24 protein-coding genes are annotated in these 25,713 nt (G+C 60.2%); 10 read left to right on the forward strand and 14 right to left on the reverse strand.

What is annotated here, in order from left to right:
- Positions 1 to 54 precede the first annotated feature (54 nt).
- From ftsZ to lpxC, 3 genes are all read left to right on the forward strand, one after another.
- Positions 55 to 1,248 carry a cell division protein FtsZ gene (ftsZ, locus tag ASG35_RS06940; protein WP_056354673.1) on the forward strand — a complete coding sequence of 398 codons (1,194 nt, stop codon included), beginning with the start codon at positions 55 to 57 and terminating at the stop codon, positions 1,246 to 1,248.
- A gap of 256 nt (positions 1,249 to 1,504) precedes the next feature.
- Positions 1,505 to 2,008, forward strand: coding sequence for a peroxiredoxin (locus ASG35_RS06945; RefSeq protein ID WP_056354675.1), 504 nt, complete (start codon positions 1,505 to 1,507; stop codon positions 2,006 to 2,008).
- A gap of 351 nt (positions 2,009 to 2,359) precedes the next feature.
- Positions 2,360 to 3,277: a UDP-3-O-acyl-N-acetylglucosamine deacetylase gene (gene lpxC / locus ASG35_RS06950; protein ID WP_056354678.1), complete on the forward strand. Its 918-nt coding sequence runs from the start codon at positions 2,360 to 2,362 to the stop codon at positions 3,275 to 3,277.
- Between the two features lie 48 nt (positions 3,278 to 3,325).
- Here lpxC and ASG35_RS06955 read toward each other — a convergent pair whose 3' ends face one another.
- Positions 3,326 to 3,817, reverse strand: coding sequence for a DciA family protein (locus ASG35_RS06955; RefSeq protein ID WP_056354681.1), 492 nt, complete (start codon positions 3,815 to 3,817; stop codon positions 3,326 to 3,328).
- A 263-nt stretch (positions 3,818 to 4,080) separates the two neighbouring features.
- Between ASG35_RS06955 and secA the strand changes: the two genes are divergently transcribed.
- The 4 genes from secA to ASG35_RS06975 all read left to right on the forward strand — a co-directional run bounded on the left by secA (position 4,081) and on the right by ASG35_RS06975 (position 9,628).
- Positions 4,081 to 6,888, forward strand: a complete 2,808-nt coding sequence (secA, locus tag ASG35_RS06960; protein ID WP_056354684.1) for a preprotein translocase subunit SecA — start codon at positions 4,081 to 4,083, stop codon at positions 6,886 to 6,888.
- A gap of 192 nt (positions 6,889 to 7,080) precedes the next feature.
- On the forward strand, positions 7,081 to 8,322 hold the full coding sequence (gene argJ, locus ASG35_RS06965) for a bifunctional glutamate N-acetyltransferase/amino-acid acetyltransferase ArgJ (RefSeq protein ID WP_056354687.1): 1,242 nt from the start codon (positions 7,081 to 7,083) through the stop codon (positions 8,320 to 8,322).
- A 14-nt stretch (positions 8,323 to 8,336) separates the two neighbouring features.
- Positions 8,337 to 9,200: an ATP-binding protein gene (locus ASG35_RS06970; RefSeq protein WP_056354690.1), complete on the forward strand. Its 864-nt coding sequence runs from the start codon at positions 8,337 to 8,339 to the stop codon at positions 9,198 to 9,200.
- Positions 9,197 to 9,628, forward strand: a complete 432-nt coding sequence (locus ASG35_RS06975) for an NUDIX domain-containing protein (protein WP_056354693.1) — start codon at positions 9,197 to 9,199, stop codon at positions 9,626 to 9,628. Before ASG35_RS06970 ends, ASG35_RS06975 begins: the two co-directional genes overlap by 4 nt.
- Positions 9,629 to 9,637: 9 nt before the next feature.
- Here the strand turns inward: ASG35_RS06975 and yacG are convergent, their stop codons facing one another.
- The 10 genes from yacG to ASG35_RS07020 form a co-directional block, all read right to left on the reverse strand.
- Positions 9,638 to 9,826, reverse strand: coding sequence for a DNA gyrase inhibitor YacG (gene yacG / locus ASG35_RS30680; RefSeq protein ID WP_062000319.1), 189 nt, complete (start codon positions 9,824 to 9,826; stop codon positions 9,638 to 9,640).
- Between the two features lie 58 nt (positions 9,827 to 9,884).
- On the reverse strand, positions 9,885 to 10,640 hold the full coding sequence (gene zapD / locus ASG35_RS06980; protein ID WP_056354694.1) for a cell division protein ZapD: 756 nt from the start codon (positions 10,638 to 10,640) through the stop codon (positions 9,885 to 9,887).
- A gap of 155 nt (positions 10,641 to 10,795) precedes the next feature.
- A complete protein-coding gene (gene coaE, locus ASG35_RS06985) occupies positions 10,796 to 11,419 on the reverse strand; it encodes a dephospho-CoA kinase (protein ID WP_056354696.1) in 624 nt (207 codons plus the stop codon).
- 16 nt (positions 11,420 to 11,435) lie between these two features.
- Positions 11,436 to 12,326, reverse strand: a complete 891-nt coding sequence (locus ASG35_RS06990; RefSeq protein WP_056354701.1) for a prepilin peptidase — start codon at positions 12,324 to 12,326, stop codon at positions 11,436 to 11,438.
- A 39-nt stretch (positions 12,327 to 12,365) separates the two neighbouring features.
- A complete protein-coding gene (locus tag ASG35_RS06995) occupies positions 12,366 to 13,565 on the reverse strand; it encodes a type II secretion system F family protein (protein ID WP_056354705.1) in 1,200 nt (399 codons plus the stop codon).
- A complete protein-coding gene (locus ASG35_RS07000; protein ID WP_156393030.1) occupies positions 13,565 to 14,779 on the reverse strand; it encodes an ATPase, T2SS/T4P/T4SS family in 1,215 nt (404 codons plus the stop codon). Before ASG35_RS07000 ends, ASG35_RS06995 begins: the two co-directional genes overlap by 1 nt.
- Positions 14,780 to 14,983: 204 nt before the next feature.
- The gene (locus ASG35_RS07005) at positions 14,984 to 16,273 is read right to left on the reverse strand and encodes an HlyC/CorC family transporter (RefSeq protein WP_056354708.1); all 1,290 of its coding nucleotides are present in this window, start codon (positions 16,271 to 16,273) and stop codon (positions 14,984 to 14,986) included.
- Between the two features lie 123 nt (positions 16,274 to 16,396).
- The gene (locus tag ASG35_RS07010; RefSeq protein ID WP_082508266.1) at positions 16,397 to 18,055 is read right to left on the reverse strand and encodes a tannase/feruloyl esterase family alpha/beta hydrolase; all 1,659 of its coding nucleotides are present in this window, start codon (positions 18,053 to 18,055) and stop codon (positions 16,397 to 16,399) included.
- A gap of 46 nt (positions 18,056 to 18,101) precedes the next feature.
- A complete protein-coding gene (locus tag ASG35_RS07015) occupies positions 18,102 to 19,112 on the reverse strand; it encodes a hypothetical protein (RefSeq protein WP_056354711.1) in 1,011 nt (336 codons plus the stop codon).
- Complete coding sequence (locus ASG35_RS07020; protein WP_056354716.1) at positions 19,113 to 20,465, reverse strand: MFS transporter; 1,353 nt, start codon at positions 20,463 to 20,465, stop codon at positions 19,113 to 19,115.
- Positions 20,466 to 20,586: 121 nt separating this feature from the next.
- On the opposite strand from ASG35_RS07020, the gene ASG35_RS07025 reads away from it, so the two are divergent.
- The 3 genes from ASG35_RS07025 to ASG35_RS07035 all read left to right on the forward strand — a co-directional run bounded on the left by ASG35_RS07025 (position 20,587) and on the right by ASG35_RS07035 (position 23,824).
- Positions 20,587 to 21,537, forward strand: a complete 951-nt coding sequence (locus tag ASG35_RS07025; protein ID WP_056354718.1) for a LysR family transcriptional regulator — start codon at positions 20,587 to 20,589, stop codon at positions 21,535 to 21,537.
- Positions 21,538 to 21,713: 176 nt separating this feature from the next.
- Positions 21,714 to 22,316, forward strand: coding sequence for a cytochrome b (locus ASG35_RS07030; protein ID WP_056354721.1), 603 nt, complete (start codon positions 21,714 to 21,716; stop codon positions 22,314 to 22,316).
- Entirely contained in the window at positions 22,316 to 23,824 is a 1,509-nt protein-coding gene (locus ASG35_RS07035; protein WP_235527476.1) for a glycosyltransferase family 2 protein, read from the forward strand. Before ASG35_RS07030 ends, ASG35_RS07035 begins: the two co-directional genes overlap by 1 nt.
- Before the next feature lie 24 nt (positions 23,825 to 23,848).
- On the opposite strand, the gene ASG35_RS07040 is transcribed toward ASG35_RS07035, so the two are convergent.
- Genes ASG35_RS07040 through ASG35_RS07050 form a run of 3 tightly spaced genes read right to left on the reverse strand, consistent with a single transcriptional unit; the run spans position 23,849 to position 25,700 of the window.
- Positions 23,849 to 24,400 carry a YbhB/YbcL family Raf kinase inhibitor-like protein gene (locus ASG35_RS07040; RefSeq protein WP_056354724.1) on the reverse strand — a complete coding sequence of 184 codons (552 nt, stop codon included), beginning with the start codon at positions 24,398 to 24,400 and terminating at the stop codon, positions 23,849 to 23,851.
- The gene (locus tag ASG35_RS07045; RefSeq protein ID WP_056354727.1) at positions 24,391 to 25,185 is read right to left on the reverse strand and encodes an anti-sigma factor family protein; all 795 of its coding nucleotides are present in this window, start codon (positions 25,183 to 25,185) and stop codon (positions 24,391 to 24,393) included. Before ASG35_RS07045 ends, ASG35_RS07040 begins: the two co-directional genes overlap by 10 nt.
- On the reverse strand, positions 25,182 to 25,700 hold the full coding sequence (locus ASG35_RS07050) for a sigma-70 family RNA polymerase sigma factor (RefSeq protein WP_056354731.1): 519 nt from the start codon (positions 25,698 to 25,700) through the stop codon (positions 25,182 to 25,184). The genes ASG35_RS07045 and ASG35_RS07050 overlap by 4 nt, the downstream gene beginning before the upstream one ends.
- Positions 25,701 to 25,713: the final 13 nt, after the last annotated feature.

Below are 25,713 nucleotides of genomic sequence, written 5' to 3' on the forward strand. Positions count from 1 at the left end.
GGTTGCCCGATCTTTTGCCGAATAACGCCGATTTTCATTCTTGACGGAGGCAATATGGATTTCGAAATGCTGGAAACGGAAACCAACGGAACGATCATCAAGGTCGTGGGTGTTGGTGGCGCAGGCGGTAATGCAGTACAGCACATGATCAACCGCGGCGTGCAGGGCGTGGATTTCATCGTGATGAATACGGACGCGCAGGCGCTCGCGCGTTCGCGCGCAACGTCGGTGATCCAGTTGGGCAACACCGGTCTTGGAGCTGGCGCCAAGCCGGACATGGGCCGGGCCGCAGCGGAAGATGCGCGCGAGCGTATCGCCGACGCATTGCGCGGCGCGCACATGGTGTTCATCACCGCGGGCATGGGTGGCGGTACGGGTACGGGCGCGGCTCCGGTCGTGGCTCAGATCGCGAAGGAAATGGGCATTCTCACTGTTGGTGTAGTCAGCAAGCCGTTCGAATTTGAAGGTGGCCGCCGCATGCGCGTGGCTGAAGCCGGATCGCAGCAACTGGAGGATCACGTCGACTCGCTGATCGTCGTTCTGAACGACAAGCTGTTCGAGGTGATGGGCGACGACGCCGAGATGGACAAGTGCTTCCAGTGCGCTGACGACGTATTGAACAACGCTGTTGCCGGCATCGCGGAAATCATCAACGTCGACGGGCTGGTCAACGTCGACTTCGAAGACGTGAAGACGGTGATGGGCGAGCAAGGCAAGGCAATGATGGGCACGGCGACGGTTGCCGGCGTCGATCGCGCGCGTCTCGCGGCAGAACAAGCGGTTGCAAGTCCGCTGCTGGAAGGCGTGGATCTGTCGGGAGCACGTGGCGTGCTGGTGAACATCACGTCGAGCCGTTCGCTGCGTTTGTCGGAAACGCGTGAAGTGATGAACACGATCAAGTCGTACGCAGCAGAAGACGCGACCGTGATCTTCGGCGCGGTGTACGACGACGCCATGGGCGACGCATTGCGCGTGACGGTTGTGGCAACGGGCCTTGGCCGCGCGGCGAAGAAACAACAAGCTGCACCGATGACCCTGCTGCGTACCGGCACGGACAACGCACCGATTGCGCACGCACAGCACAGCTACGCGCCGCAGCAGTCGAACGGCACGGATTACGGCGCGCTGGACACGCCGGCTGTATGGCGTTCGTCGCGTGAAACCGCGGCTTCGCACGTGCAGGCGCTGCAGGAAAAGGGTGTGGATACGTATGACATTCCGGCGTTTTTGCGCAAGCAAGCCGACTGATGCGTTTTGCCGGGGCACAGCGTTCTGATGTAAGCGCCCAAAGGCAAAAGGTCGAGGAGATGAGTTGTTCTGCGTTCGTTTTCAGGCCGCGTCTTCTGGATGCTGGACTGTGGCGGCGTGACCCCTTCGATAACGTTCATCATCGTCTATATTGGGATGAGATCGATACGTGAAGCAGCGGCGCAACAAGCTTCCTCGGGCAGGAAAAGTTTAAATCGCTGGCGTGTTCAGCACTGATTCAGTGAAAGGCCGATCAATGATCAAGACAGGTGAAACGCTGCCGGACGAACGCCTCTACGAATTTATCGACGTGGCGACGGAAGGCTGCGCCGTGGGACCGAATGGTTTCTCGGTGCGCGAGCGGACGGCGGGCAAGCGCGTGGTGATCTTCGGATTGCCCGGCGCGTTCACGCCCACCTGTTCCGCCAGGCACGTGCCGGGGTTTATCGACAATGCGGAGAAACTGGCCGCGGCGGGTATCGATGAAATCTGGTGTGTCTCCGTCAACGACGCGTTCGTGATGAGCGCGTGGGGACGCGATCTTCAAGCCTCGGGCAAGGTGAAGATGATCGCCGACGGCAGCGCGCGTTTTACTCGAGCACTCGGCCTCGATCAGGATCTGTCGGAGCGTGGCATGGGAATTCGCTCCCAGCGCTACGCCATGGTGGTCGACAACAGCGTGGTCAAGACGCTGAACGTCGAAGCACCCGGCAAGTTTGAAGTCAGCGACGCTGAAAGCGTCCTCGCGACGTTGGGCTGACGTGTTTCATCTATGTTGTGCTGTGGTTGAACGCCCGGCGTTTGTTGCATTGCCGCAACAAGAAATGACGCCATCGCGTGCCTTTCACATTTCTGCATAACGAAGTCGCAACAAAGCCGTAACGCGGCGCCGATGTCCGGGAATGCCTCCATTCCGGGTATCGGCCCGACCCTATTTGCTTTCGCGTGAATTTGGTTTTCGCGTGCCGAGCCGAGCCAGTAACGGGGAGAAACAAGTTGCAACGTTCCCGCTCGGGACGACGCGAAGGGATTGGAGTATACTTCGCGCTATTGAATACAAATTCACGATTGATTCTCTCAATCGAGAGTCACAATCGAAGCGAAAAAAATCATGTTGAAGCAGCGAACCATTAAAACCATCGTCAAAACTGTCGGGATTGGCCTGCACTCTGGCCGCAAGGTGGATTTGACGCTTCGGCCCGCACCGGCGAACACCGGGATCGTTTTTGCGCGTATCGACTTGCCCGTTCCGGTCGATATTCCGGCGTCGGCATTGGCGATTGGCGATACGCGCCTGGCTTCTGTTCTTCAGAAGGACGGCGCGCGCGTTTCGACCATCGAGCATTTGATGTCGGCTTGCGCGGGTTTGGGTATCGACAATCTTTACGTCGATGTCACGGCTGAAGAAATCCCGATCATGGACGGCAGCGCTGCTTCATTCGTGTTTCTGATTCAATCGGCGGGTATTGAAGAGCAGAACGCGGCCAAGAAATTTATAAAGGTGACGAAGCCGGTTGAAATCCGCGACGGCGACAAGTTCGCTCGTCTCGATCCGTATTTCGGCTTCAAACTGAAATTCACCATTGATTTCCGCCATCCAGCCGTCGATAAAACCGGCCAGGCACTGGAAGTTGATTTTGCGCATACGTCATATGTTCGGGATATCGCCCGCGCACGGACGTTTGGTTTTGCGCATGAAGTTGAAATGATGCGCGAGCTCGGCCTGGCGCGCGGCGGCAGTATGGATAACGCCATTGTTCTGGACGAATATCGCATCCTGAATAACGATGGTTTGCGTTATGAAGACGAATTCGTAAAGCACAAGATGCTGGATGCAATCGGTGACCTTTACGTTGTCGGCCATCCGTTGCTGGCGTCTTACGCGGCATATAAAGGCGGTCACGCAATGAATAACATGCTGTTGCGTGAATTGCTGGCGCACGAAGACGCGTACGAGATCGTAACGTTTGAAGACAAGCAAGCGGCGCCTCGCGGTTTCGCTTTCGATACTCAAACAGCTTTTGCGTAATTAGTCAGAGAAATAATGTGGAAATGAGCGGCGGCTTTCGAGCGCCGCTCATTTTTTTTGTGCTTTCGCCTGATGTCGCGCGGCCATTTTTGCGAGCGCATCTCTAAGCGGCGAAGGTTCGAGCGTTTCAGCCAGCACCTGAAGCGCGTCCGCCCCGGCCGCCGACATGCGCGCTTGTTTCGGCGGAATGACTTCTTTCATCGCTTGGGGGCGAACACGGATTTTCAGCGCATTGACGGCCCAGCCGCGTTGCTGCAAATCCACCAAAAGTCGTGGTTCGATGTGTCGCAGACGCGCGGCCAGCGCGTTATGTCCGGCGAAAAGCGAAAGCACACCGTCCTTGATAAACCCTGGTTCTACATTGGCGCCGAGATAATCCGGCAACAATGCTGTCAGATCCCGCTGGAGCGCCGTCACCTGTTCCACGCCCGTGCGCAAAGCGAGAAACTCACTGGTGCGGCCAAGGACGTCGGACAACGCCTGGGGCTTGCGCGGATCAAAGCGCTGCGGCGGCCTTGAATTCGGCGGAAAACGGCTCATTTTTTGTGTCAATCAGGGCTGGCGGCGATGCGGTGATTGTAACGCTGCGAACCGTGCGGCTCGGCGGCGGGCTTTGCATGTCAACACGTCATGCACAACACGCTAAATTGCTTTATCACAAAAGATGGCGGCACAGGCTCCAGCGGGGGCGCGTGCTAAAATCCCCGATTCGATTTCACCATGGACTGAAGCCGCCGAGGTTCCCCGGACTGGGGCGCACCCAGCGCGCTCCAAGCCAATACCGCGACGCAGACACTGATCCGATGACCACCGGTTTCCTCCAAAAGTTTTTTGGCAGTCGCAACCAGCGCCTAGTCAAGCAATACCAAAAGACCGTTGCGGCGATCAATGCTTTCGAGCCCACGATCGAGCAGTACACGGACAAGCAACTGCGCGCCAAGACGGACGAATTCCGGCAGCGCGTGGCGAGCGGTGAATCGCTCGACCGGTTGCTGCCCGAGGCGTTCGCGGTATGCCGCGAGGCCAGCAAGCGCGTGCTGAAAATGCGTCACTTCGACGTCCAGCTTATCGGCGGCATGGTGTTGCACTACGGCAAGATCGCGGAAATGCGCACGGGTGAGGGCAAGACGCTCGTCGCCACGCTGGCTGCATATCTGAATGCGCTTTCGGGACGCGGCGTCCACGTGGTGACGGTGAACGATTACCTGGCACAACGCGACGCCGAATGGATGGGCAAGCTCTACAACTTCCTCGGGTTGTCGTGGGGCATCAACCTGTCGCAAATGGAGCACGCGCAGAAGCAGGAAGCCTACGCCGCGGACATTACATACGGCACCAATAACGAGTTCGGCTTCGACTATCTGCGTGACAACATGGTCTACGAGCCGCAGGCGCGCGTGCAGCGGCCGCTGAATTTTGCGGTCGTCGACGAAGTGGACTCGATTCTTATCGACGAAGCGCGTACGCCGCTGATCATTTCCGGCCAGGCCGAAGATCACACTGAACTTTATGTGCGCATGAATGCGCTGCCGCCGCTGCTCGAGCAGCAGATCGGCGAAGAAAAAGCGGATGGCACGGGCGTCGAAAAAGCGGGCGACTACACGCTCGATGAAAAAGCGCGCCAAGTGTTCCTGACCGAACAAGGTCACGAAAAAGCCGAACGGCTTCTGGCCGAATGGGGCCTGATTGGCGAAGGCGAAAGCCTTTACGCGCCGCAAAACATCACGCTGATGCACCACGTGTACGCCGCGTTGCGCGCGCACACGCTGTTCTTCCGCGACCAGCATTACGTGGTTCAGGGCAATGAAGTCGTGATCGTGGACGAGTTCACGGGCCGCATGATGACCGGTCGCCGCTGGTCGGACGGTTTGCATCAGGCCGTGGAAGCGAAGGAACACGTCAAGATTCAAAACGAGAACCAGACGCTTGCTTCGATCACGTTCCAGAATTTTTTCCGCATGTATTCCAAGCTGTCCGGCATGACCGGAACGGCGGATACGGAAGCGTACGAATTTAACGAGATCTACGGTCTCGAAACCGTCGTGATCCCGACGAACCGTCCGCCGAAGCGGATCGACAAGCAGGATCAGATCTACAAGACCGCAAAGGAACGCTACGACGCCGTCACCCGCGACATTCGCGATTGCGTCGAGCGCGGACAGCCGGTGCTGGTCGGTACCACGTCGATTGAAGCGTCGGAGTTGCTTTCGGGATTGCTGACGCAAGCCGGGCTCAAGCACGAAGTGCTGAACGCCAAGCAGCACGCGCGCGAAGCCGCGATCGTTGCCGAAGCGGGACGTCCGAGCGCCGTGACGATTGCCACGAACATGGCCGGTCGCGGTACGGACATTGTGCTAGGCGGGAACGTCGAGAAGCAGTCGTCGTTCATCATCGCCGACGAATCTTTGGCGGAAGACGAGAAACAACGCCGCATCAAGGCGCTCGAAGACGAATGGCAAGCGCTGCATGACCGCGTGAAGGCAGCGGGCGGATTGCATATTGTCGGTACGGAACGCCATGAATCGCGTCGTATCGACAATCAGTTGCGCGGCCGTGCCGGACGTCAGGGCGATCCGGGTTCGTCACGGTTCTATTTGTCGCTGGACGATCCGCTTTTGCGTATTTTCGCCGGCGATCGCGTGCGTTCCATCATGGATCGCCTGAAGATGCCGGAAGGCGAGGCGATCGAGGCGGGCATCGTCACGCGTTCCATCGAATCGGCGCAGCGCAAGGTCGAAGCGCGTAACTTCGATATCCGCAAGCAATTGCTCGAATACGACGATGTATCGAACGATCAGCGCAAGGTGATTTATCAGCAGCGCAACGAACTGCTCGAAGCAACGGATGTTGCCGAGACGATCACCGCCATGCGCCAGAGCGTGATCACGGAAGTGACGCGCACGTACGTGCCCGCGGGAAGCATTGAAGAGCAATGGAGCGCGCCGGAACTCGAGGAAGCGCTGCGCAACGACTGGTCGCTCGACCTCGCGGTTCAGGAGATGATCAACGAGTCGAATTCTATCGATGCCGACGAAATTCTCGAAGCCGTGGTCGCCGCCGCCGACGAAGCTTACGAGGCCAAAGTGGCGCTGGTCGGGCGCGAATCGTTCAGCGCGTTCGAGCGTTCGATCATGCTGCAGACGCTCGACAGCCGTTGGCGCGAGCATCTTGCCGCGCTCGATCACCTGCGTCAGGGCATCCATTTGCGCGGTTATGCGCAAAAGAATCCAAAGCAGGAATACAAGCGCGAAGCGTTCGAATTGTTCGCCGCCATGCTGGATTCGGTGAAACAGGAAGTCACGCGCGTTGTGATGAACGTGCAGATCCAGTCGCCGGAACAGCTTGAAGAAGCCGCCGAGCAGTACGAAGAAAAGGGCAGCCATCTGGAAAACGTGTCGTTCCAGCACGCCGACTTCGACGGTGGCGGCGCGGCTGCGGCGGTTGCCGCCGACGCAACCGCTCAAATGGTCAATCAGGCAATGGCTTACGGCGACGACACAACGGTCGCGACTCACGTTTCCGCCGATGACGTGCCGAAGGTCGGCCGCAACGACCCGTGCCCGTGCGGCAGCGGGAAGAAGTACAAAAACTGTCACGGCAAGCTCGCATAATCGGCGATCTACACGCTTTGGCACGTTGAAGCATCCAGGACAGGCGACGCAGTGATGCGTCGTTTGTCTTTGGCAGATTGGTTTTACGTTTCGCGGCGCCCGTTTTAATAGATTCAGGCGCCGTTTCATTCATCTTTCGTGTCGTTGCGCTTTATGCGCTACGGCACTCGCCACTTTCAGCGAGTCGCGAACATGGCCGTCAATTTTCCCTCGATCGATCCCGCCAACCTGCATCCCGTCGCCGGCGTCACGCTAGGCTGGGCCGAGGCGAATATCCGAAAACCGAATCGCAAGGATTTGCTCGTCGTGCAGATCGATGAAGGCGCGACGGTTGGCGGCGTGTTCACCCTGAACCGCTTTTGCGCTGCGCCCGTGACCGTGTGCCGCGAACATCTCGACGCCGTGCGCGCAGGTGGAAAAAGCATTCGCGCGCTGGTCGTGAATACCGGTAACGCAAACGCCGGAACGGGCGAGCCGGGCATGGCGCATACGCGCGAAACGTGTTCGGCGCTGGCCGCGTTGCTGGGTTTCGACGCCGCGCAGATCCTGCCGTTTTCAACGGGCGTGATCCTTGAGCCGTTGCCTATCGACCGGTTAAAAGCTGGATTGCCGGCGGCGATCGCCAATCAGAAACCGGCTCACTGGTTCGACGCGGCGCAAACCATCATGACGACCGATACGCTGCCCAAAGCGGCATCGCGTCAGGTTCAGATCGACGGCCACACGATCACGCTATCGGGTATCAGCAAGGGCGCGGGCATGATCAGGCCGAACATGGCGACCATGCTCGGTTTTCTCGCCTGCGATGCCGCCGTCTCTCAGCCCGTGCTCGACACGCTGATCAAGCATGTTGCGGATCGCTCGTTCAACTGCATCACCATCGACGGCGATACTTCCACGAACGACTCCTTCATCGTGATCGCTTCGGGCAAGTCGACGTTGCCTTTGATCGATTCCACGGATTCAGCGGCTTATGCCGCGTTGCGCGATGCGGTGACATCCGTGGCGCAAGAGCTCGCGCAGTTGATCGTGCGCGACGGCGAAGGCGCGACGAAGTTCATGACGGTGACGGTCGAAGGCGGCACGAGCGAAGCGGAATGCAGGCAGATCGCGTACGCTATCGGTCACTCGCCGCTGGTCAAGACCGCGTTTTACGCATCGGATCCGAACCTCGGCCGGATTTTGGCGGCTATCGGTTATGCCGGCGTGACCGACCTGGACGTGAACAAGATCGACCTGTATCTCGACGATGTCCTCGTCGCGAAAAAGGGCGGCCGGAATCCGGAATATCGCGAGGAAGACGGCCAGCGCGTGATGAAGAAAAGCGAGATCGCGATTCGCGTCTTGCTCGGCCGCGGTGAGGCCAACGCCACCATCTGGACGTGCGACCTTTCGCACGATTACGTCAGCATCAACGCCGACTATCGCTCCTGAACCCAAACTTTTCCATGGATAAACTCGAACAATTTCTGACGCGCGCCGAAGCTGTCCTCGCGCGCGTTGAAGGGATGTTGCCGCCGGCCGCGCCTGAAATCGATTGGGACAAGGCGGTGGCGTTTCGTTGGCGCAAGCGTCAAGGTCGCGGGTTCTTGCAGCCGGTGCCGAATCTGTCGGCGCTTTCACTCGATGACCTTTGCAATATCGAACGTCAGAAGCAGTTGATCGAGCAGAACACCCGGCAATTCGTGCGCAAGGCGCCGGCGAACAATGTGTTGCTGACGGGCGCGCGCGGGACCGGCAAATCGTCGCTGATCAAGGCGTGTTTGAACGCGTATGCGTCGGAAGGTTTGCGTCTGATCGAAGTCGATAAAGACGATTTGCACGATCTCGGCGACATCGTCGATCTGATTTCCACGCGGCCGGAGCGGTTTATCGTTTTCTGCGATGACCTCTCGTTCGAAGACGGCGAGTCGGGTTACAAGGCGCTGAAAGTGGCGCTCGACGGCTCGATTTCGGCCCAGTCGGACAATGTGCTGATCTATGCGACGTCGAATCGCCGCCATTTGTTGCCCGAATACATGAGCGACAACGAGACCTACAAACACACGTCGGATGGCGAGATTCATCCGGGCGAAGTGGTTGAAGAGAAGATTTCGCTGTCGGAGCGATTCGGGCTCTGGGTGAGTTTCTACCCGTTCAAGCAGGACGATTATTTGACGATCGTCGGACACTGGTTGAAGCATTTCGGCTGCCAGGAATCGGAGATTGCGAACGCTCGTGGCGACGCGCTGGTTTGGGCGCTGGAGCGCGGCTCCCGTTCTGGGCGCGTGGCCTGGCAATTTGCGCGCGACTATTCAGGCCGCAAGGCATGAGCGCGGCGCCGCTTCCGACCACGGCGCCTGACGGGCGCAAGATGACCGATGTCGCAGTTGGCGTGCTCGTGCAGCCGGACGGACGGTATTTGCTCGCACAACGCCCGGAAGGCAAACCGTACGAGGGTTACTGGGAGTTTCCAGGCGGGAAGCTTGAGGCAGGCGAAAGTGTGGAAGCGGCGCTCGTGCGGGAGTTGCACGAGGAATTGGGTATCGACGTAACTGCTTGCGAGCGCTGGCGGACGCTTGAGCACGATTATCCGCATGCGTACGTGCGGCTTTATTTCTGCAAGGTGACGGCTTGGGAAGGTGAACCGGCTGGACGGGAAGGTCAGGCGCTTGCCTGGCAACATCTCCCCGCCGATGTAACACCGTTGCTGCCCGCAGCCATTCCGGTACTCGAATGGCTTGCGGCAGAAGCGGTTTAAGGCAGATTTTTAGTTAAGACCGCTATGGTCGTCGTCTGGCGGCGTGTCCTGCTGACCGCCGCCAATCTTGTACTTCTCGGTTGCCCACGCACCAAGATCAATCTGTTTGCATCGGTCTGAACAAAACGGGCGAAACCGGCTTTCCGGGACCCAGCGTACATCCTTCGCGCAAGTCGGGCATTTAACGATGGTAGTCATTCGGCAGTGCGGATCTGATAAAGGTTGAGCTCAGTAAATAAGGGTTTTTTAGCCCGATTTAAAGACTGCACAGTGTCAGGTGGAACGGAATGTCTGCATCGACGGCGCGTGGTCTTAAGTCGCCGTCCTGCACCGTGAAACGCACCCAAAGCATGTATTTGTTCGCGCTCGCCTCGGGAATCAGGCGCGTATCCGAGGGCACGCGAACCTGCATCAACTGATATGTCCGGCCGGACAGCATCTGCTGGTAGCTGCCCTGCATTGCCATCACTTTCGACGCCTGACCGGATTCCCGTGCAAGCCGCAACACGATGGTGGCGGCGTCGCGCAACGGCAGCATGGGCGTGACCCATTTCGCGATATCGCCGCGCCGTTGCTCTGCCGAGCATTGCTGCCAGGCGAAATACGACGGCAGGTCGAAGCGGCACGTTCCACCCGGAATGATCGTCCGGCTGCGAATGCTTGCAAGCCACTCGTTGTCTGCAAGATGCTGGCCGGTCTTGCCCTGCATTTGCCCAAGTCCTGCGAGCGTTTGCTCAATCTCGCCGAGCACAGACTCCAGCGCCTCTTGCTCGATCCCCGGGTTTCCCCGAAACGGCGCGAGCGTCTGGCGTTGCCGTTCCAGTTCCTTCATCAGATCGGCTTTCAGGTCCGTACGGCCAGCCACTTCGGCAATCTCGAACAGCGTGGTCAGTGCGGCGTGGTGTTCGCGCGGGTCTTCTTGAGTCAGAAAGAAGGTGAAGCGCTCGAAAAGATCTTCGAGACGCAGCAGCGTCCTGATTCGCTCGTTGAAGGGGTACTCGTAAAGGATCAAGCGCGCTCGCCTCGGCGTTGGTCGAAAGTTTCGATGCGGAAAGTGAGGACATTCTAATGCCGCATCAAACCCCAGGCAAATCTCCACGTTTAATCACATCTGACGCGCATTTTCAGCGCCGATCGTGCCGCGTTCGAACGCGTTGCGCGCACTTGTTAGGTACGCGGTTTGCTGCGGGCGCCGGCCATTTTGGTGTATTGCGCATGCAGAACATCGACCTCCCGCTGCAACTTTTCCAGTGTTGCGACTGAGTCGTTGATGACGACATCATCGGCAGCGGCGAGGCGCGCTTCGCGTGTTGCCTGACGAGCGATGATGGCGAGAACCTGCTCGCGCTCGAAGCCATTGCGCTGGATTACACGTTCAATCTGCGTTTCAACGGGGCAATCGACCACGAGGATGCGATCGACCTTGCTGGCCCGCTCCCCGGCCTCGATCAGCAATGGCACTACCACGATGTGATACACGCTCAGCGCTTCGCTACGTTGCCGTTCGCTTTCGGCGCGGATCAGCGGATGCGTGATGGCTTCGAGTTGCGCTTTGGCGGCGGGATCGGCGAATACACGTGCGCGCATTTTCGCGCGATCCATGGCGCCCTCGGACGTGACGAACTCAGGGCCGAACGCGCTTTCGATAAGCGGCATGGCGATGCCGCCCGGAGCCGTGATCTGATGCGCGATCAAATCAGCGTCGATGACCGTTACGCCGCGCGCCGCAAACATATCCGCCACGGTCGTCTTGCCGCTGCCGATTCCGCCCGTCAGGCCGATGCTGAACATCGTGTGTCTCTCCTCTTTATCCAAACAGCGTATAAAACGGCGTGCCGAAGAAAAGCGTGATCACACCGCCTGCTGCAAGAAATGGCCCGAACGGCAGCGGTTCCTCGAAACGCATCTTGCCGATGCCAGTGGCCACCAGCCCAAAAATCGCGCCTGCAAGCGCGGAAACCAGCACGATCTGTGGAAGCGCCTCCCAACCCAGCCATGCACCGAGTGCGGCGAGAAGCTTGAAATCGCCGTAGCCCATTCCTTCAACGCCGCGAACGATTTTAAATAGCCAGTACACGCACCACAGGAACACATATCCCGCGATTGCTCCGATGACCGCTTCGTGCAGCGGGACGAAAGCGGTATCGCCGAGATTGACGATCAAACCGGCCCACAGCAGCGGCAAAGTGAGCGAATCGGGCAGATAGCGGGTATCGAAGTCGATCAGGCTCATGGCGAGCAGCGTGGCGCACAGGCCGAATGCCACGAGCGCAATCCATGTCGGGCCGAACGCAAAAAGCGATAGCGCGGCGAACAGCGCTGTTCCGAGCTCGGTCAGCGGATAGCGTGCGCTAACCCGGGCGTGGCATTTGGCACAGCGGCCGCGCAGCAACACGTAGCTCACGACCGGAATGTTTTCCCAAGCACGCAGCACGTGGCCGCAATGTGGGCATGCGCTTCGTGGAACGGCCAAGTTGTAGCGGTCCGCCGACGGCGTTTTTTCATCAGCAGTTTCCGCCTGCCATGCACGCTCCAGCATGATCGGCAAACGATGCACGACCACCGTCAGAAAACTGCCGATCACGAGCCCGAAGACGATCGCGAAGCCGTACTGCGCCGCGAGCGGCAGGGTGCCGAAAGCGTAACCGTAAGCGTCGAGATAGCGGCCTGAAAACTCCGCCTGATACAAGGGATGCATGACTCTCCTGGGTTGAATTCGGCTGCGATCCTACACCACCTACACCACATTCCCGAGCTGCACGATTGGAAGATACATCGCCACGACGAGGCCGCCTACCAGTGCGCCGAGCACTACGATTACCACTGGTTCGCACAAGCTCGCGAAGGCGCTGGTTTGTTCGTCGACCTGACGGTCGCCCAGTGTAGCCAGATCGAGCAGCATTGCGTCCAGTGACCCGGACTCTTCGGCGACCGCAATCGGCTGCACGACGTCCGGCGGGAAGCAGCCCACCGCGCGCATTGCCGCGGCGAGACGTTCGCCGCGTCGAAGGCGTCCGGCGATCTCGACGGTAGCGGTATCGAAGATACGATTGCCCGTGGCCTTCGACAACGAATCGAAGGCGTCCGATAACGGTGTTCCCGCCGCCAGCAACGTGCCGAGCGCGCGGCTCCACCTGGCGACGGCCAGTGCGCGCAGCAGCGAGCCCGCGAGCGGCAACTTCAGGATGGTGCGATCGAATGCATGGCGAGCGGAAGGCACGCGGTGAAGTAATCGCTTGAACGCGACCGCCGACACCACGCAGAAGAGCCCGAACGGTACGCTCCATCGGGCGACACCATCTGATAACGCCAGCACGAACAGCGTGGGCGCGGGCAGCTTCGCGCCGAAACCATCGAAGATGCTCTTGAAAGTCGGCACTACGCCGATCAGCAATCCTGCAGTAATGGCAAGAGACAGCAGCAGCACGACGACCGGATACGTGAGCGCGGCGCGCAGTTTCGCCCGCTGAGCGCCGGCCCGTTCGCGATCCTCAGCAAGACGGGCGAGCACGGTTGGAAGCGCGCCGGCCAGTTCGCCGACGGAAACGAGCTGGCAGTACAGCGCGTTAAAGCATGCTGGATGACGCGCCAGCGCTTCCGAAAACGCGACGCCTTGCGTGATGTCGTGCGCGACCGATGCCACGATCCGAGGCAAGCCGCCGCGCGAAGGCGTCTGCGCGATGAGATCGAGGCATGGCGCGAGCGGAAGTCCGGCGCGCAGCAGGCCGGCTAGTTGCCGGGTGAAAAGGGTGACGTCCGTGGCCTTGGCTTTGGGTGAGGGCGCTGGCCCCTTTCCTGTGAGTTCAAGCACCGTTATGCCATCGCGTTTGAGCGCTGCGCGTGCGGCCGCGACGTCCGTGGCTATGGTCTTGCCGCGCTTGTTGGAGCCATTGGCGTCGATGCCGCGCCAGTTGAAGCGTGTATCGGCGAGATGCATTAGCTGACCTCCGTCGCGCCGGCCGCTTCTGCCACGCTGGTCACGCCTTCGCGTACCCGGGCGAACGCAGCGTCGCGCAGGCTTGGCATGCCTTCGCTTTGTGCTTGGCGCGTAATCGCGTGGGTAGCGGCGCGAGCGACGATGAGTTCGCGCAACGCATCGGAGACTGGCATCAGTTGATGCACGCCAACGCGCCCGCGATAACCAATGCCGTGACACGCTGCACAGCCGGACGGTTCGTACGGCCGGAAACCCGGCGCCAGTTCCAGCTCCGACGGCACGCGGCACGCTTCGCAAAGCCGCCGCACGAGTCGTTGCGCCGTGACAAGCTTGAGCGCCGACGCGAGGTTGTACGGCGCAATGCCGATATCGATCAGCCGCGCGATGGCAGCGGGCGCGTCGTTGGTATGCAGCGTCGAAAGCACCAGATGCCCGGTTTGCGCGGCTTTCACGGCGACATCAGCGGTTTCGGCATCGCGAATTTCGCCCACCATGATCACGTCCGGATCCTGCCGCATGAACGCGCGCAGCGCGACCGCGAAGGTCAGCCCGGCTTTGTCGCGCACGCTGACCTGGTTGATGCCCGCAAGCTGGATCTCTGCCGGATCTTCGACCGAGCAGACATTGCGCGACTCGGCGTTGAGCATCTGCAAGAAGCAATACAACGACACCGTTTTGCCGCTGCCGGTCGGCCCGGTGACGAGCACGAGTCCGTGCGGCGCGTGGATAGCGGCCTTGATTGCCTCTTGTTGCACGCCCGAAAGCCCGAGCGCTGCCAACGACAGATCCTTGGGCAACGAATCCAGCCGGCGCAAAACCAGTTTTTCACCGAACAGCACCGGCAGGGAATTGACCCGGTAATCCTCCGGATTTCCATTCGCGAGCGGCAGCCGCAAGCGCCCGTCTTGTGGCACGCGCCGCTCTGCAATGTCCATTCGCGCGAGCACTTTGATGCGCGTGGTGAAGGCGTCGCGCAAATGTGGCGGCGGTGTGAGATACGTGTGCAGCGCGCCGTCGATGCGCAATCGGATTCGCCATTCGTGTTCGCCCGGTTCAACGTGAATATCCGAAGCGCCGCGTGCCGCGGCTTCGCGCAGGGTATCGGTGAGCAACGCAACCGCGGGCGCACTGTCCGCCTCGGCGATAGCCTCAACTGGCCGGGCGACGAATTGCGGCGGCGGTCTGGAAAACGTGGCGGGCAGGGTAGATGGCATGGCGTGGCTCGGTGAACGGTATGTCCCGATCATGGCCTGATGCGCCATCGGTTAAAACTAGACCGAATGGCTAACGCTCGCAGATGCAAAAAACTAGACCGAATGGCTAACGTGATGCAGCCGGCGACGCAAATGGTGAAAAACGGGGCAAGCTGATGCAACCCGAAACCGATGCGCCACACACCTATGACACCGCCTTTGTTCTTATTTTTGTTTCTTCGGCAGCACACCCTTCGGACTGAAGATTTTTACCGTACGAATGGCCTGATCATCGCTGCGCATCACCTCGAAATGCACGCCCGCAATGCGAACGCTTACGTCGCCATCGGGGATCTCTTCCAAGGTTTCGAGAATCAGCCCGTTCAGTGTTTTCGGGCCGTCCGTGGGAAGTGTCAGCTTCAGCCAGCGGTTCAGTTCGCGCAGCGGCATGCTGCCGGCCACGATGCACTCGCCTTCGTCGTTCCAGCCGGCGCTCGAACCGGCGCCGCGCGGAATGGTGGTCGTGAACTCGCCAATCAGTTCTTCAATGATGTCTTCGGGCGTGACGAGTCCCTGCAATTCGCCGTATTCGTTCACCACGATCGCTATCCGATGGCGGCTTTCCTGGAAAAACTGCAACTGCTGAAACACAGGCGTTCCGGCCGGAACGAAATACGGTTCGGCCAGCAGTTCGCGCAAGGTCTCGCGCTCGAACTCCTGGTTATGCAACGCCGACAGCGTTTTTCTCACGTGCAGCACACCCAGCACGCGATCTATGTCGCCTTGATACACGACCAGTTTGTTGTGGTAACAGGTTTCGAGCTGATGAAGGATCGTGTCGAAAGGAGCATCGAAATCGAGCGACTCGATCCGGCGGCGCGGAATCATCACGTCGTCGACCGTGATGTTTTCGAGGTCGAACAGGTTCAGCAAAATGCTCCGGTGCTTGGTCGGCATGAAGTTGCCGGATTCCAGCACGACGGTGCGCAATTCCTCAGTGGAAAGCCGCTGGTCGCGGCCGCCTTTCGTGTTGATACGCAGCACACGCAACACGCCGTTTGCAAACAGGTTGACGAACCAGACGAGCGGCCGTGCCACGCGCATCAGCGGCGAAAGAATCAGGCTCGCCGGCAGCGCGACTTTTTCCGGATACGTCGCGCCGACAATCTTCGGCGCAATTTCCGCGAACACAATAATGAGGAACGCCACTATTCCGGTTGCTACCGACAGCACGATGTTGTCGTGACCGAACGTGCGCAGCGCAATGGAGGTGGTGAGCGCCGAAATGATCGTGTTGATCAGATTGTTGCCAATCAGGATCACGCTCAGCAACTGGTCAGTCTTGGCAAGCAGTCCCTGCGTGACGCGGGCGCGCAGCGAACCTTGGTTGGCGAGGTGTTTGAGTCGATGGCGATTGAGCGCCATCATCGATGTTTCGGAAATCGAGAAAAAAGCGGAGAAAAACAGCAGCAGAAAAATGGCGCAAATTTGCGCCCATAAGGGAATGTGGTCCACGCGAGATTCAGAGAGGGAGGATGGGAAAGACTATAGCAGAGGCCAAAACGATCGTTTCTCTTGCGGGCCACAGCTTTCGGACGGCCGTACGGCGGCCTGTCCTCCCTCTCAGTTGCTAATTTATTACTGGCTACAGGTGAAGCTTCCCGCCGAATTGACATCGCCGCTGGTGAATTTCGGCCATGTCGGATAACGGCAGAGCGGCCGCGTGCGCCCGAGCGTTGCGGGCGTGGAGTCCGTCATTGTCAGCGTGCCTGGGGCCGTGCCGTTCTCCACCCACTGTTCGAGCGCGCCGAGCGAATCGACTTGTGGCAGGAACGGGCCGGTGCCATGCCCGACGCCGGGCATCAGGTAGAAACGCGCGAAGTTATCGACGGAAGACTGGCCGAACTTCTGCACAAGGGCGTTGTAGTAATCGACGGACGAATCGGTGCTGACGATTTCATCGGCGAGACCGTGGGTGATGATCGCCTTGCCGCCCTTTGCAATGAACGCCGAGAGATCCGGATTGGTGGCATCGCTTTCGGCGGAAACCTGCTGGACCTGCGTCTGGTACGTGCCTGGATTTAAAGGATCGAAGGTGAGCGAATTGATGGTCGGAATGCGCGTGATGAAGTACTTGACCCATTGATCGCCAGTTACCCACTGGTTTGCGTCGTTCTTGCCGGCGGGGTTTGACGGCGTTGGAGATGTGCCGAAATCGCGGGTGGTGTACTGACCTGCAAACACGGATCCGGCAAGAATGTTGTAGCCCGCGTAGCGTGTGACGCCGTTTGCAAGCGGATAGGGCAGCACCAAGGGCGCAGCAATCGTGTTGACGGTTGCGATTTGCGCGTCCGAAAGACAGGTGTCGCCGGTGTCTTTGCCATCGGCACAGCGCACGGCTGCCAGAACCGCCGGCGCTTGCAGCTTGCAGGCGGCCACGTTAGAGATGATGCCGTCGGCCACGCCATCGAGCGTATCGCAGGCTTTGGTCACGGCGTTTCGCAGTAGCACGGTCTTCTTGACGTCGAGCCAGCCTGCGCCGCCGTTCAGGTAAAGCGCCCGGCCGAGCACGACGTTCGATAACCGCAAGCCGGTGTAGTTGAGCGCGGGGCGGTTGACGACGATCCCGTCATAGTCGGCCGGCCATCGCTGGATAACGGTGAGGCCGTCGCGGCCGCCGGTGGAGCTGCCGAAGAAGTAGGTTTTGGTCGGCGCAGTGTTATAGCGGGCCTTGAGCAAAAGCATGGCGACATCGTGCGTTTTCTTCAATGTCAGGCCGCCGTAGTTGGCGAGCGCTTCGTCGTTGGCTGCGAACGAACCATCGGTGATGCTTTTGCTTTGGTGACCGGAGTCATCGCCGAAGGTGACGTAGCCGCGGGCGAGTGGTGTCGACGAACCTGCGGGCGCCATGTCCAGTGCAGCAAGTCCGGTGATGAGCGTGCCGTCGAAGCCGCCGCCGCCGTACTGCAGCGCCTTGTTGTTCCAGGCGGTTGGCAAGTTGACTTCGAAGTTGATGTTGGGCGCGGTCGTATCGACGGGAGCGATCGTGCCGTTCACCTGGCAATACTCGCCCGACGTAGCCGTTGCCGCCACCAGCGTTGCGCTTGCCACGGTGGCGCCGTTGCTGGGCGCACCGATGGACGCCGCGGCAATTTTCATCCCGCCGAGTGCTGAGCAAGCGGCGGCCGCTGTAACGGCAGGCGGCGTGCCGCCTGAATCTGATGACGACGACCCGCCGCAACCAGAAAGCGCGGCGGCGAGAAGAGATAAGCCGCAAGCGGCCATATAGGTTTTCATGATGCTGTCTCCGAATGTTTATGAACTGCTGCCTTGCAAAATCTGTTTAGTCGGTCGCGCCGGCTGTGGATGGAGATAAAACGTGAGTCGCCCTTTCCACGCCGAACAACGCCCGTACGCCTTCGTGCGAGCCGAGCATCGCGGCGCCGTTGTGCCCGACGTCAGGCACTTCCCGGCACTGATGCGCCAGCGCCGGGTGCCGTGCCTTGAGATACGCAAAATACGAACGCCCGCGCGCCAACCTGTGTGGGCCTTGTGCGGTTGCGGCGCACGAAATGTCGAGTGCGTCGTGACGTGGATCGCAATCCTTCTGGCCGAGAAGATAGATCACGTCGGCGGCAGCGTAGCGTTGTTCGAGCGTTTCGAATTGCGCTCGCTCGGCATAGCGAGGCGCTTTATGGATTCCATATTTCCAGTCGTCCACGGCGGGGCATTTTTCGGTATCGGCGGGGTGCAAGACGCCTTGCGCATCGGGGCGCATCGAATCGAAGTACACATAGGACGATGGATTTGCGATCACGTATCGGCAATGCACGTTGGGCGCATTACAACCCGCGCCGACGATCGCGTACCGGTGTGCGACCTGCGCGCCACCCGAATGCCCGGCAATGACTACGTCGCGCAAAGCCGGATAACGCGCCCGATCCGCAAATTGTTCGATGAACGCATCCAGGACATCGAAGGAACTGATCGGTGCGGGACCGACCGCGTCGTCGCCGCCCATCCACGATGTCCATTCCCAATGCAGCGTGTCAGCGGCCAATCCGTGCGCGCCGATATCCGCGATTGCGAGAAACTGCGGCACGAGCAACAACGTGTTGGCGGGATCCGTTTGCGCGGCCGCCAGCGCGTTTTGAGCGGAGAGCAAATAGGCATCGGCGTCGCGCAAACGGCCGTGCAACAGGATCACGATGCGCGAAACATTTGCCGCATCGCGTTCATCCATCGAACGATAAAACGGCACCACACCGTTTCCGCGCGCCGTGGAAACGCGCAACCATTCGTTGCCGACGGCGCTGACCGGCTGCTCGTTACGGGGTTTATCGAAAAGGGTCATTTAATCCGCCGCGACTGCTTCGGGATCGCGGCGCAGGCGCTGCCCGGAGCGGGTCAGCCCGACCAGCGCGAGCGATACCACGCCGGCAAAAATCAGGTAGTACGCCGGAACGATGTTCGATCCGGTCAAAGTGATCAGCGTGGAAACGGTCAACGGCGCGAGGCCGCCGAACAACGTGACCGCGATGTTGTACGAGAGCGCCACGCCGGTCGAGCGGGTTGCGGTGGGAAAAAGCTGCGTCAGCATGCCGGGATGCGGACCGGACATCAGGCTGAGCACGACGGTCGCGACCATTTGCGCGGCAAAAACGCGTCCCGGCGTAGGCGACGCAAGCACCCACGCGAACAATGGATACGCGATCACGATCCACACAATGGTCACCGGAAAAAACAACCTGAACGCGCCGATGCGATCCGCGAGTTTCCCGGCAAGCGGATAGCCGACGATTGCAATCAGCCCGGAAACCGCGGTTCCCATCAACGCGTTTTTCAGCGGCAGATGCAACTGGCGCTCCACATAAAGCGGCAAGAACGTATGCCACAAATAGTTTGTCGCCGTGCCCACGATGATCACGCCCATCGCGCACAAGGACGCATCGCCGCGTTGCCGGAAAAAGCCGCGGATGGTCTGACGCGGCGCATGACCCAGCCGTTCGCGCAGCTCGACGAACTCGGGCGATTCCGCGACCTTGTGCCGGATATAGAAGCCGACGGGTCCAACCAGCGCGCCGAGGAGGAATGGTACGCGCCAGCCCCACGATTCAAGCGACGCACGATCGAGGTTTGTCGTCAGCAAATATCCGCACGCCGAGGACAACACGAGCGCGACCGCCTGCGAGGTCATCTGGAAGCTGCCGAAGAACATCTTCTTGCCGCGCGGGGCGTACTCGGTGAGCATCGCGGCGGCGGTGGCGAATTCGCCGCCAACGGACAAACCTTGCAGCACGCGGGCGAGCAATACAAGCAACGGCGCGGCAAGACCGATGGTCGAATATCCCGGCGTCAGCCCCATCAGCAAGGTGCTCGCGGCCATCAGCAGAATCAGCATGGAAAGGGTGCGCCTGCGGCCAACGCGATCGGCATATGCGCCAATCGCAATCCCGCCGAGCGGCCGCACGATAAAGCCGACCGCGAACGTGCCGAGCGTCAGCGTGGTCGAAAGCGCCGTGTTGCCAACGGGAAAAAACACGTGCGCAATGATCTTCGCGAAGTATCCATAGATAAGGAAATCGAACCATTCCAGTCCATTGCCAATGACCGATGCCAGCACGGCGCGGCGAATCTGCGATTTGCTCAGCGTCGAAGCGGACGTTGGCGGGAACGCCGCTGAGCCTGAAGGAAAGGTGGTTTCCATACGTCTCCTGAAGCTTTTGTCTTCTGCCTGTATTTGAACCGAAGAGTATGAGACGGGTTGGTAAATGTAAAATACATATGAGATGGCATTGCCATATGAAATGAATATGTGAGGTTTTTGGATGGAACTGCGTCATCTCCGGTATTTCCTCACCGTCGCGGAAGAGCGTCAGTTCACGCGCGCGGCGGCGCGGCTGCATATCCAGCAACCGCCGTTATCGCAGCAAATTCAGGAACTGGAGCGCGAACTTGGATTTGCATTGTTCACGCGGCTGCCGCGCGGAGTTGAGTTGACCTCGGCGGGCGCGGCTTTTGCCGTCGATGCCAAAGGCGTGCTCGACGCCCTCGATCAAGGCATTGCAAACGCGCGCCGCGTCGCGAACGGGCAGTTGGGATCGGTGCGGATCGCGCTGACGAGTTCGGCGGCGTTTCATCCGCTTGCGACTGCCGCGATCCGCCAGTTTCGCGCGACGCATCCTGACATTGCCATCGACTTGAACGAGATCAATGCGGCGGGGATCATCGAACGGATGATGAGCGGTCGTATCGATGCCGCGTTTCTGCGCAAACCCATCGAGACGCCGCCCGAGTTGCGTTTCGATCTGCTGCACGAAGAGCGCATGGTGCTCGTGCTGCCGGCCGGACATGCATTGCTCGTGCGTCCAAAAGATAAGCGCCAACGTAAATCGAATGAGCAACCTCAGGTTCCACTGAACGCGCTTGCCGGTGAATTCTTCATCTTTGTGCGGCGTCCGGGCGCGCCCGGCATGTACGCCGACTTTATCCGCGCGTGCGAGGCGGCGGGTTTCAAGCCGGACGTGGTGAATGAAGTGCCGCGAATGTCGAGCGCGATCAATCTGGTGGCGGCGGGGGCGGGCATCACGCTCGTGCCGGCATCCATGCAGCGATACCAGCAGGAAAGCGTCGTGTATTGCGCTGTCGCTGGCGACGAAGCGTTTTCGGCGCCGCTTCATCTCGTTACGCACCGGGAATCGGCGAACCCGGCGGCGGCGCGGTTTTCGCAGGCTGTCCTTGATTTCGTGCTGAAAGAATACGGCGCTGAAACGCAGTGAAATATTACGGAAGGCTTTTCATCAAATCGGGCACGAACGCAACTCCGCGTTTTCCCTCAGAATTGGTGGAATAAACGGGCGCGATGGCGCGTTTGATGTGTGTCGGTCTGCAACGCTAGACGTAGTGGACCACCGCAAAAAAGCTCGATCCACCTCATTTCCCGCACGGAGTTTCAATGTCCACGCAAGCCGCCAACGCGACGCGACAACCGCCAGAAGCCGAGACGCCGCTGCGCTATACGCGCACCGCGATGGTCCTGCACTGGCTCGTTGCATTGCTGATCATCTGCAACGTCGTGCTGGGACTGACGGCGGAATCGTTTCCGGAAAACTGGATACGGCCGATCGTCGATACCCACAAGTCAATCGGCATCACGGTCCTCGGGCTCGTGTTGCTGCGCATTTTGTGGCGCGTGTCGCATCGGCCGCCGCCGTTGCCGAGGACGTTTCCGAAGTGGGAGCACGTCGCCGCGCATATCGCGCATTTCCTTTTGTACCTGTTGATGATCGGCCTGCCGTTGTCCGGCTGGCTGCACGATTCGGCGTGGAGCGGCGCGGCCACGCATCCCATGCATCTGTTCGGCGTGATTCCGTGGCCGCGCGTGGGTTATGTGATGAATCTCGATCCGGCGTTGAAGGAAACGCTGCACGATCGCTTCGGTGCATTGCACGCGTGGCTCGGTTACGCGCTGTACGCGTTGTTCGCAATGCATGTTGGCGGCGCGCTCAAACATCAATGGATCGACCGGAAGTCGGTCATTTCGCGGATGGTGCCGTAATGGATATGGAGCTCGAGACCGAGCCGGCGCTCGCGCCAAAACACGCGACCCGATCGGCGCAAACTCCGCTCGAAGCCGCGCTCGCGAAGGCATCGCCGCGCATCGCTCCGCGTCCGGTGACGCTCGCAAGCGTGCTGATTCATGGCAGCGTGATCGTACTGTGGCTAGTGCTTTTCGCCCGCGCGTTCTTTCTGCATGGCGTGGTTGCCTGGTCGACGGGTATCGCTTACGTGGTCTACGACACACTGTTGCTGATGTTCGTCGGCGCCAAGTCGTGGACGCTGGTAAAGCGGCCCAAGCCGCTCGACCGTCAGCAACTCGAACACGGTTTGCCGGGTCTTGGCGTGATCGTGGCTTCACATAATGAAGCCGCCGTATTGCCGAACACGCTTGCCAAGTTGCTCGGCCAGACGCACAGCGCGGCGCAAATCGTGATCGCGGACGACGGTTCCACCGACGCCACCGCCGAGCTTCTCACGCAGCGTTTCGGTTTGATCAAGCAGGTTGAAGGCGAGTTGAGCGCGGCATCGACGCTATATCCCAATCTATATTGGCTGCGTGTCGCGCACGGCGGAAAAGCGCGGGCGCTGAACGCGGCTATCGAAAAGATCGGCACGCCGATTGTGATGACCTGCGACGCCGATACACGCCTCGCCGACGACGCCATTCTCGCCATGCGCAGCGCCTTCGCGGCACGTCCGAATCTCGTGGCGGCGGCGGGCATTCTGGTGCCGGTGTGCAGCAAGACGTTGAGCGGGCGGTTTTTCCAGTGGTTCCAGACCTACGAATACATCCGCAATTTCATCTCGCGTTTTGCCTGGATGCGCGCCGACAGCCTGCTTTTGATCTCGGGCGCGTTTGCATCGTTTCGACGCGATGCGCTGGTCGCCGTTGGCGGTTTCGATGCCGAATGTCTGGTCGAGGATTACGAGCTGATCCATCGGTTGCGCCGTCACGCGGTCGATCACGGCCTCGACTGGGACGTTCGCGTGGTCGGCAACGCGCACGCAATCACGGACGCGCCGAGTTCGCTCAGCGGGTTCATGCGTCAGCGCCGCCGCTGGTTTGCGGGTTTCCTGCAGACGCAGTACTGGAATCGCGACATGACCGGCAATCGCCGATACGGCAAGCTCGGCCTGTTGATGCTGCCCGTCAAGGCGTTCGATACCCTGCAGCCCATCTATGGCCTGACGGCGTTTGCGCTGCTGATCGGGTTTATCGTGGAGCGGCGTGGCGCGGTGGTCCTGCCGATTTTCAGCGTGATCGGCGCGAAGATCCTGCTGGATTTCGCGTTCCACTTGTGGACCGTGCATTTGTACCGCCGATGGACCGGCGACACAGCCGGGTCGAGCTTGTGGATGGCGGTTGTATCGGCGATGGTCGAGCCGTTCACGTTCCAGTTGTTGCGCCACACGGGCGCGGCGCTTGGCTGGGTCGATTTCCTGGGACGCTCGCGTGCGTGGGGCGTGCAGACACGAGCGGGACTCGCCGCGGCCGACGAAGCGTGAACTCCAAGTTGATCAACCCGCCGATCAACGCGCGTACCGAACCACCATGCTCGACGACGCCAGCACGTGATCCTTCATCGCGGCAATCAACGTGTCGCGGGTGAGCGCGGCGGGCATCGTCTCTCCGGCAATATCGAGCGCGTAGGCTTGCACCACGTAGTGATGAGGTGCATCGCCGCGCGGCGGACACGGTCCGTAATAGCCATCCTTCCCCGTCCGGTTAATCCCGCCGATACTCCCCGCCGGTGGCGGGCCGCCTTCTGCCAGCATGGTCACGGAAGCCGGGATTCCATACATAACCCAATGCACAATGCCAAGTCCCTTGGCGCCATCGGGATCGTAGATGGTCACGGCGAAGCTCTTCGTCCCCGTAGGAACGTTGCTCCAGGCGAGTGGCAACGAGACGTTCTTGCCACCGCAATCCTGCGCGCTCGCAGCGTGACGGGAATCGAGGGTGGCGTTATCGGAGAGCGTGGGGGAAGTGAGGGTGAAGCGTTCGTCGGCGAGCGCGGCGGCGCTCAGGCCAAGTGCCGCACACATCGCAAACGCGTGAATCTTCTGAAATTTCATTGCCATTTTTTAGGATCGCCGCCTAACGCGGCGCATGTATCGAAGGTGATTGCGCGCAGCTTCGCCTCGCCAATCTGGCCCGACAGCGCATAACCCGCTTGCTCGGTGGTCCAGTAGAACGTGCGCCGCGCGCCGTCGCGCAGCATGCGAATCGCGTATTCCTCGCGTCGTTTGCCCGTGCTGCTTGTCATGTAAAGCGTGAGCCGCTCGCCGCTGGCGTTCTGATACATGAACTGCGCGGCCGGTCCGTCTTCGCCCGGCAGCAATCGGCCGCCGACGAGTTCGAAGCCGTATTCGTGCAGCGATGGAATGGTCAGCGACCGGTTCAGCCGCTTCGAAAGCCACGTGACCAGATGATCTTCCTGCGACGCCGCGACTTCGACCGCGTGCCGCTGCTCGGGCGCGTACACGGCATAGGCAATATCCGCGCGCTGCGCGAAAACGGGCGCGGGCCGGTCGCGATCGATCATCGGCAACATCATGTGCATCAGGAATCCGCACGCAATACCCACGACCAGCCAGCTCGCCGCCATCAGATAACGCCGCCGCGGCCGCACCACAACCACTTGCGGTTCTTGATCCGGCGTCCCGGCAAAGAGTGCGCGCAACGCGTTGTCCTGCGCGCGATACGCCGCCACCGTCGCCGCGCTTGCCGGATCGCGGGCAATGCGCGCTGCGGTTTCGGTGCGCTCGGCGTCCGTTGTTTCATCGTCGATAAACGCCGACAGCGCCCGCAGCTCATCGGCTGAAGCGCTCGATTCCGGGCGATCCGGATTTTCGGGTTTCGTCATGTGCCACTCACGATTTTCAACGATGCCGATTTGCGGCCAGGTTCCTCTCCGAGCATCACGCGCATGTGTTCGCGTGCGCGGGACAGGCGCGACATCACCGTCCCGGGCGGCACGTTCAGCACCGCCGATGCCTCTTGATAACTCATATCCTCCACGCAGACGAGCAGCATGACTTCGCGTTGCTCGACAGGCAGGCAATATAACGCGCGCTGCACGTCGCGCAGCACGAGTCCATCCACTTCGCCAACGGGCGCGGCCATCTGGCGCCAGGGCGCGGTTTCATCGTCGACTGCAATATCGCGCCGGCCACGCAATTGATCGATATAAAGATTGCGCATGATCGTGAACAGCCACGCGCGCAGATTGCTGCCCACGCGAAACGCGCCCGAGCGGCCGAGGGCGCGCTCGGTGACGTCCTGCACGAGGTCATCGGCCCAGGCGCGGTCTCCCGTCAGCGCGCGCGCATAACGCCGCAACTGCGGGAGAATCCCGACGAGATCAGTATCGAAGCTCAACGCACTGGCTCTT

The organism is Burkholderia sp. Leaf177 (assembly GCF_001424345.1).
Classification (GTDB): Bacteria; Pseudomonadota; Gammaproteobacteria; order Burkholderiales; family Burkholderiaceae; genus Caballeronia.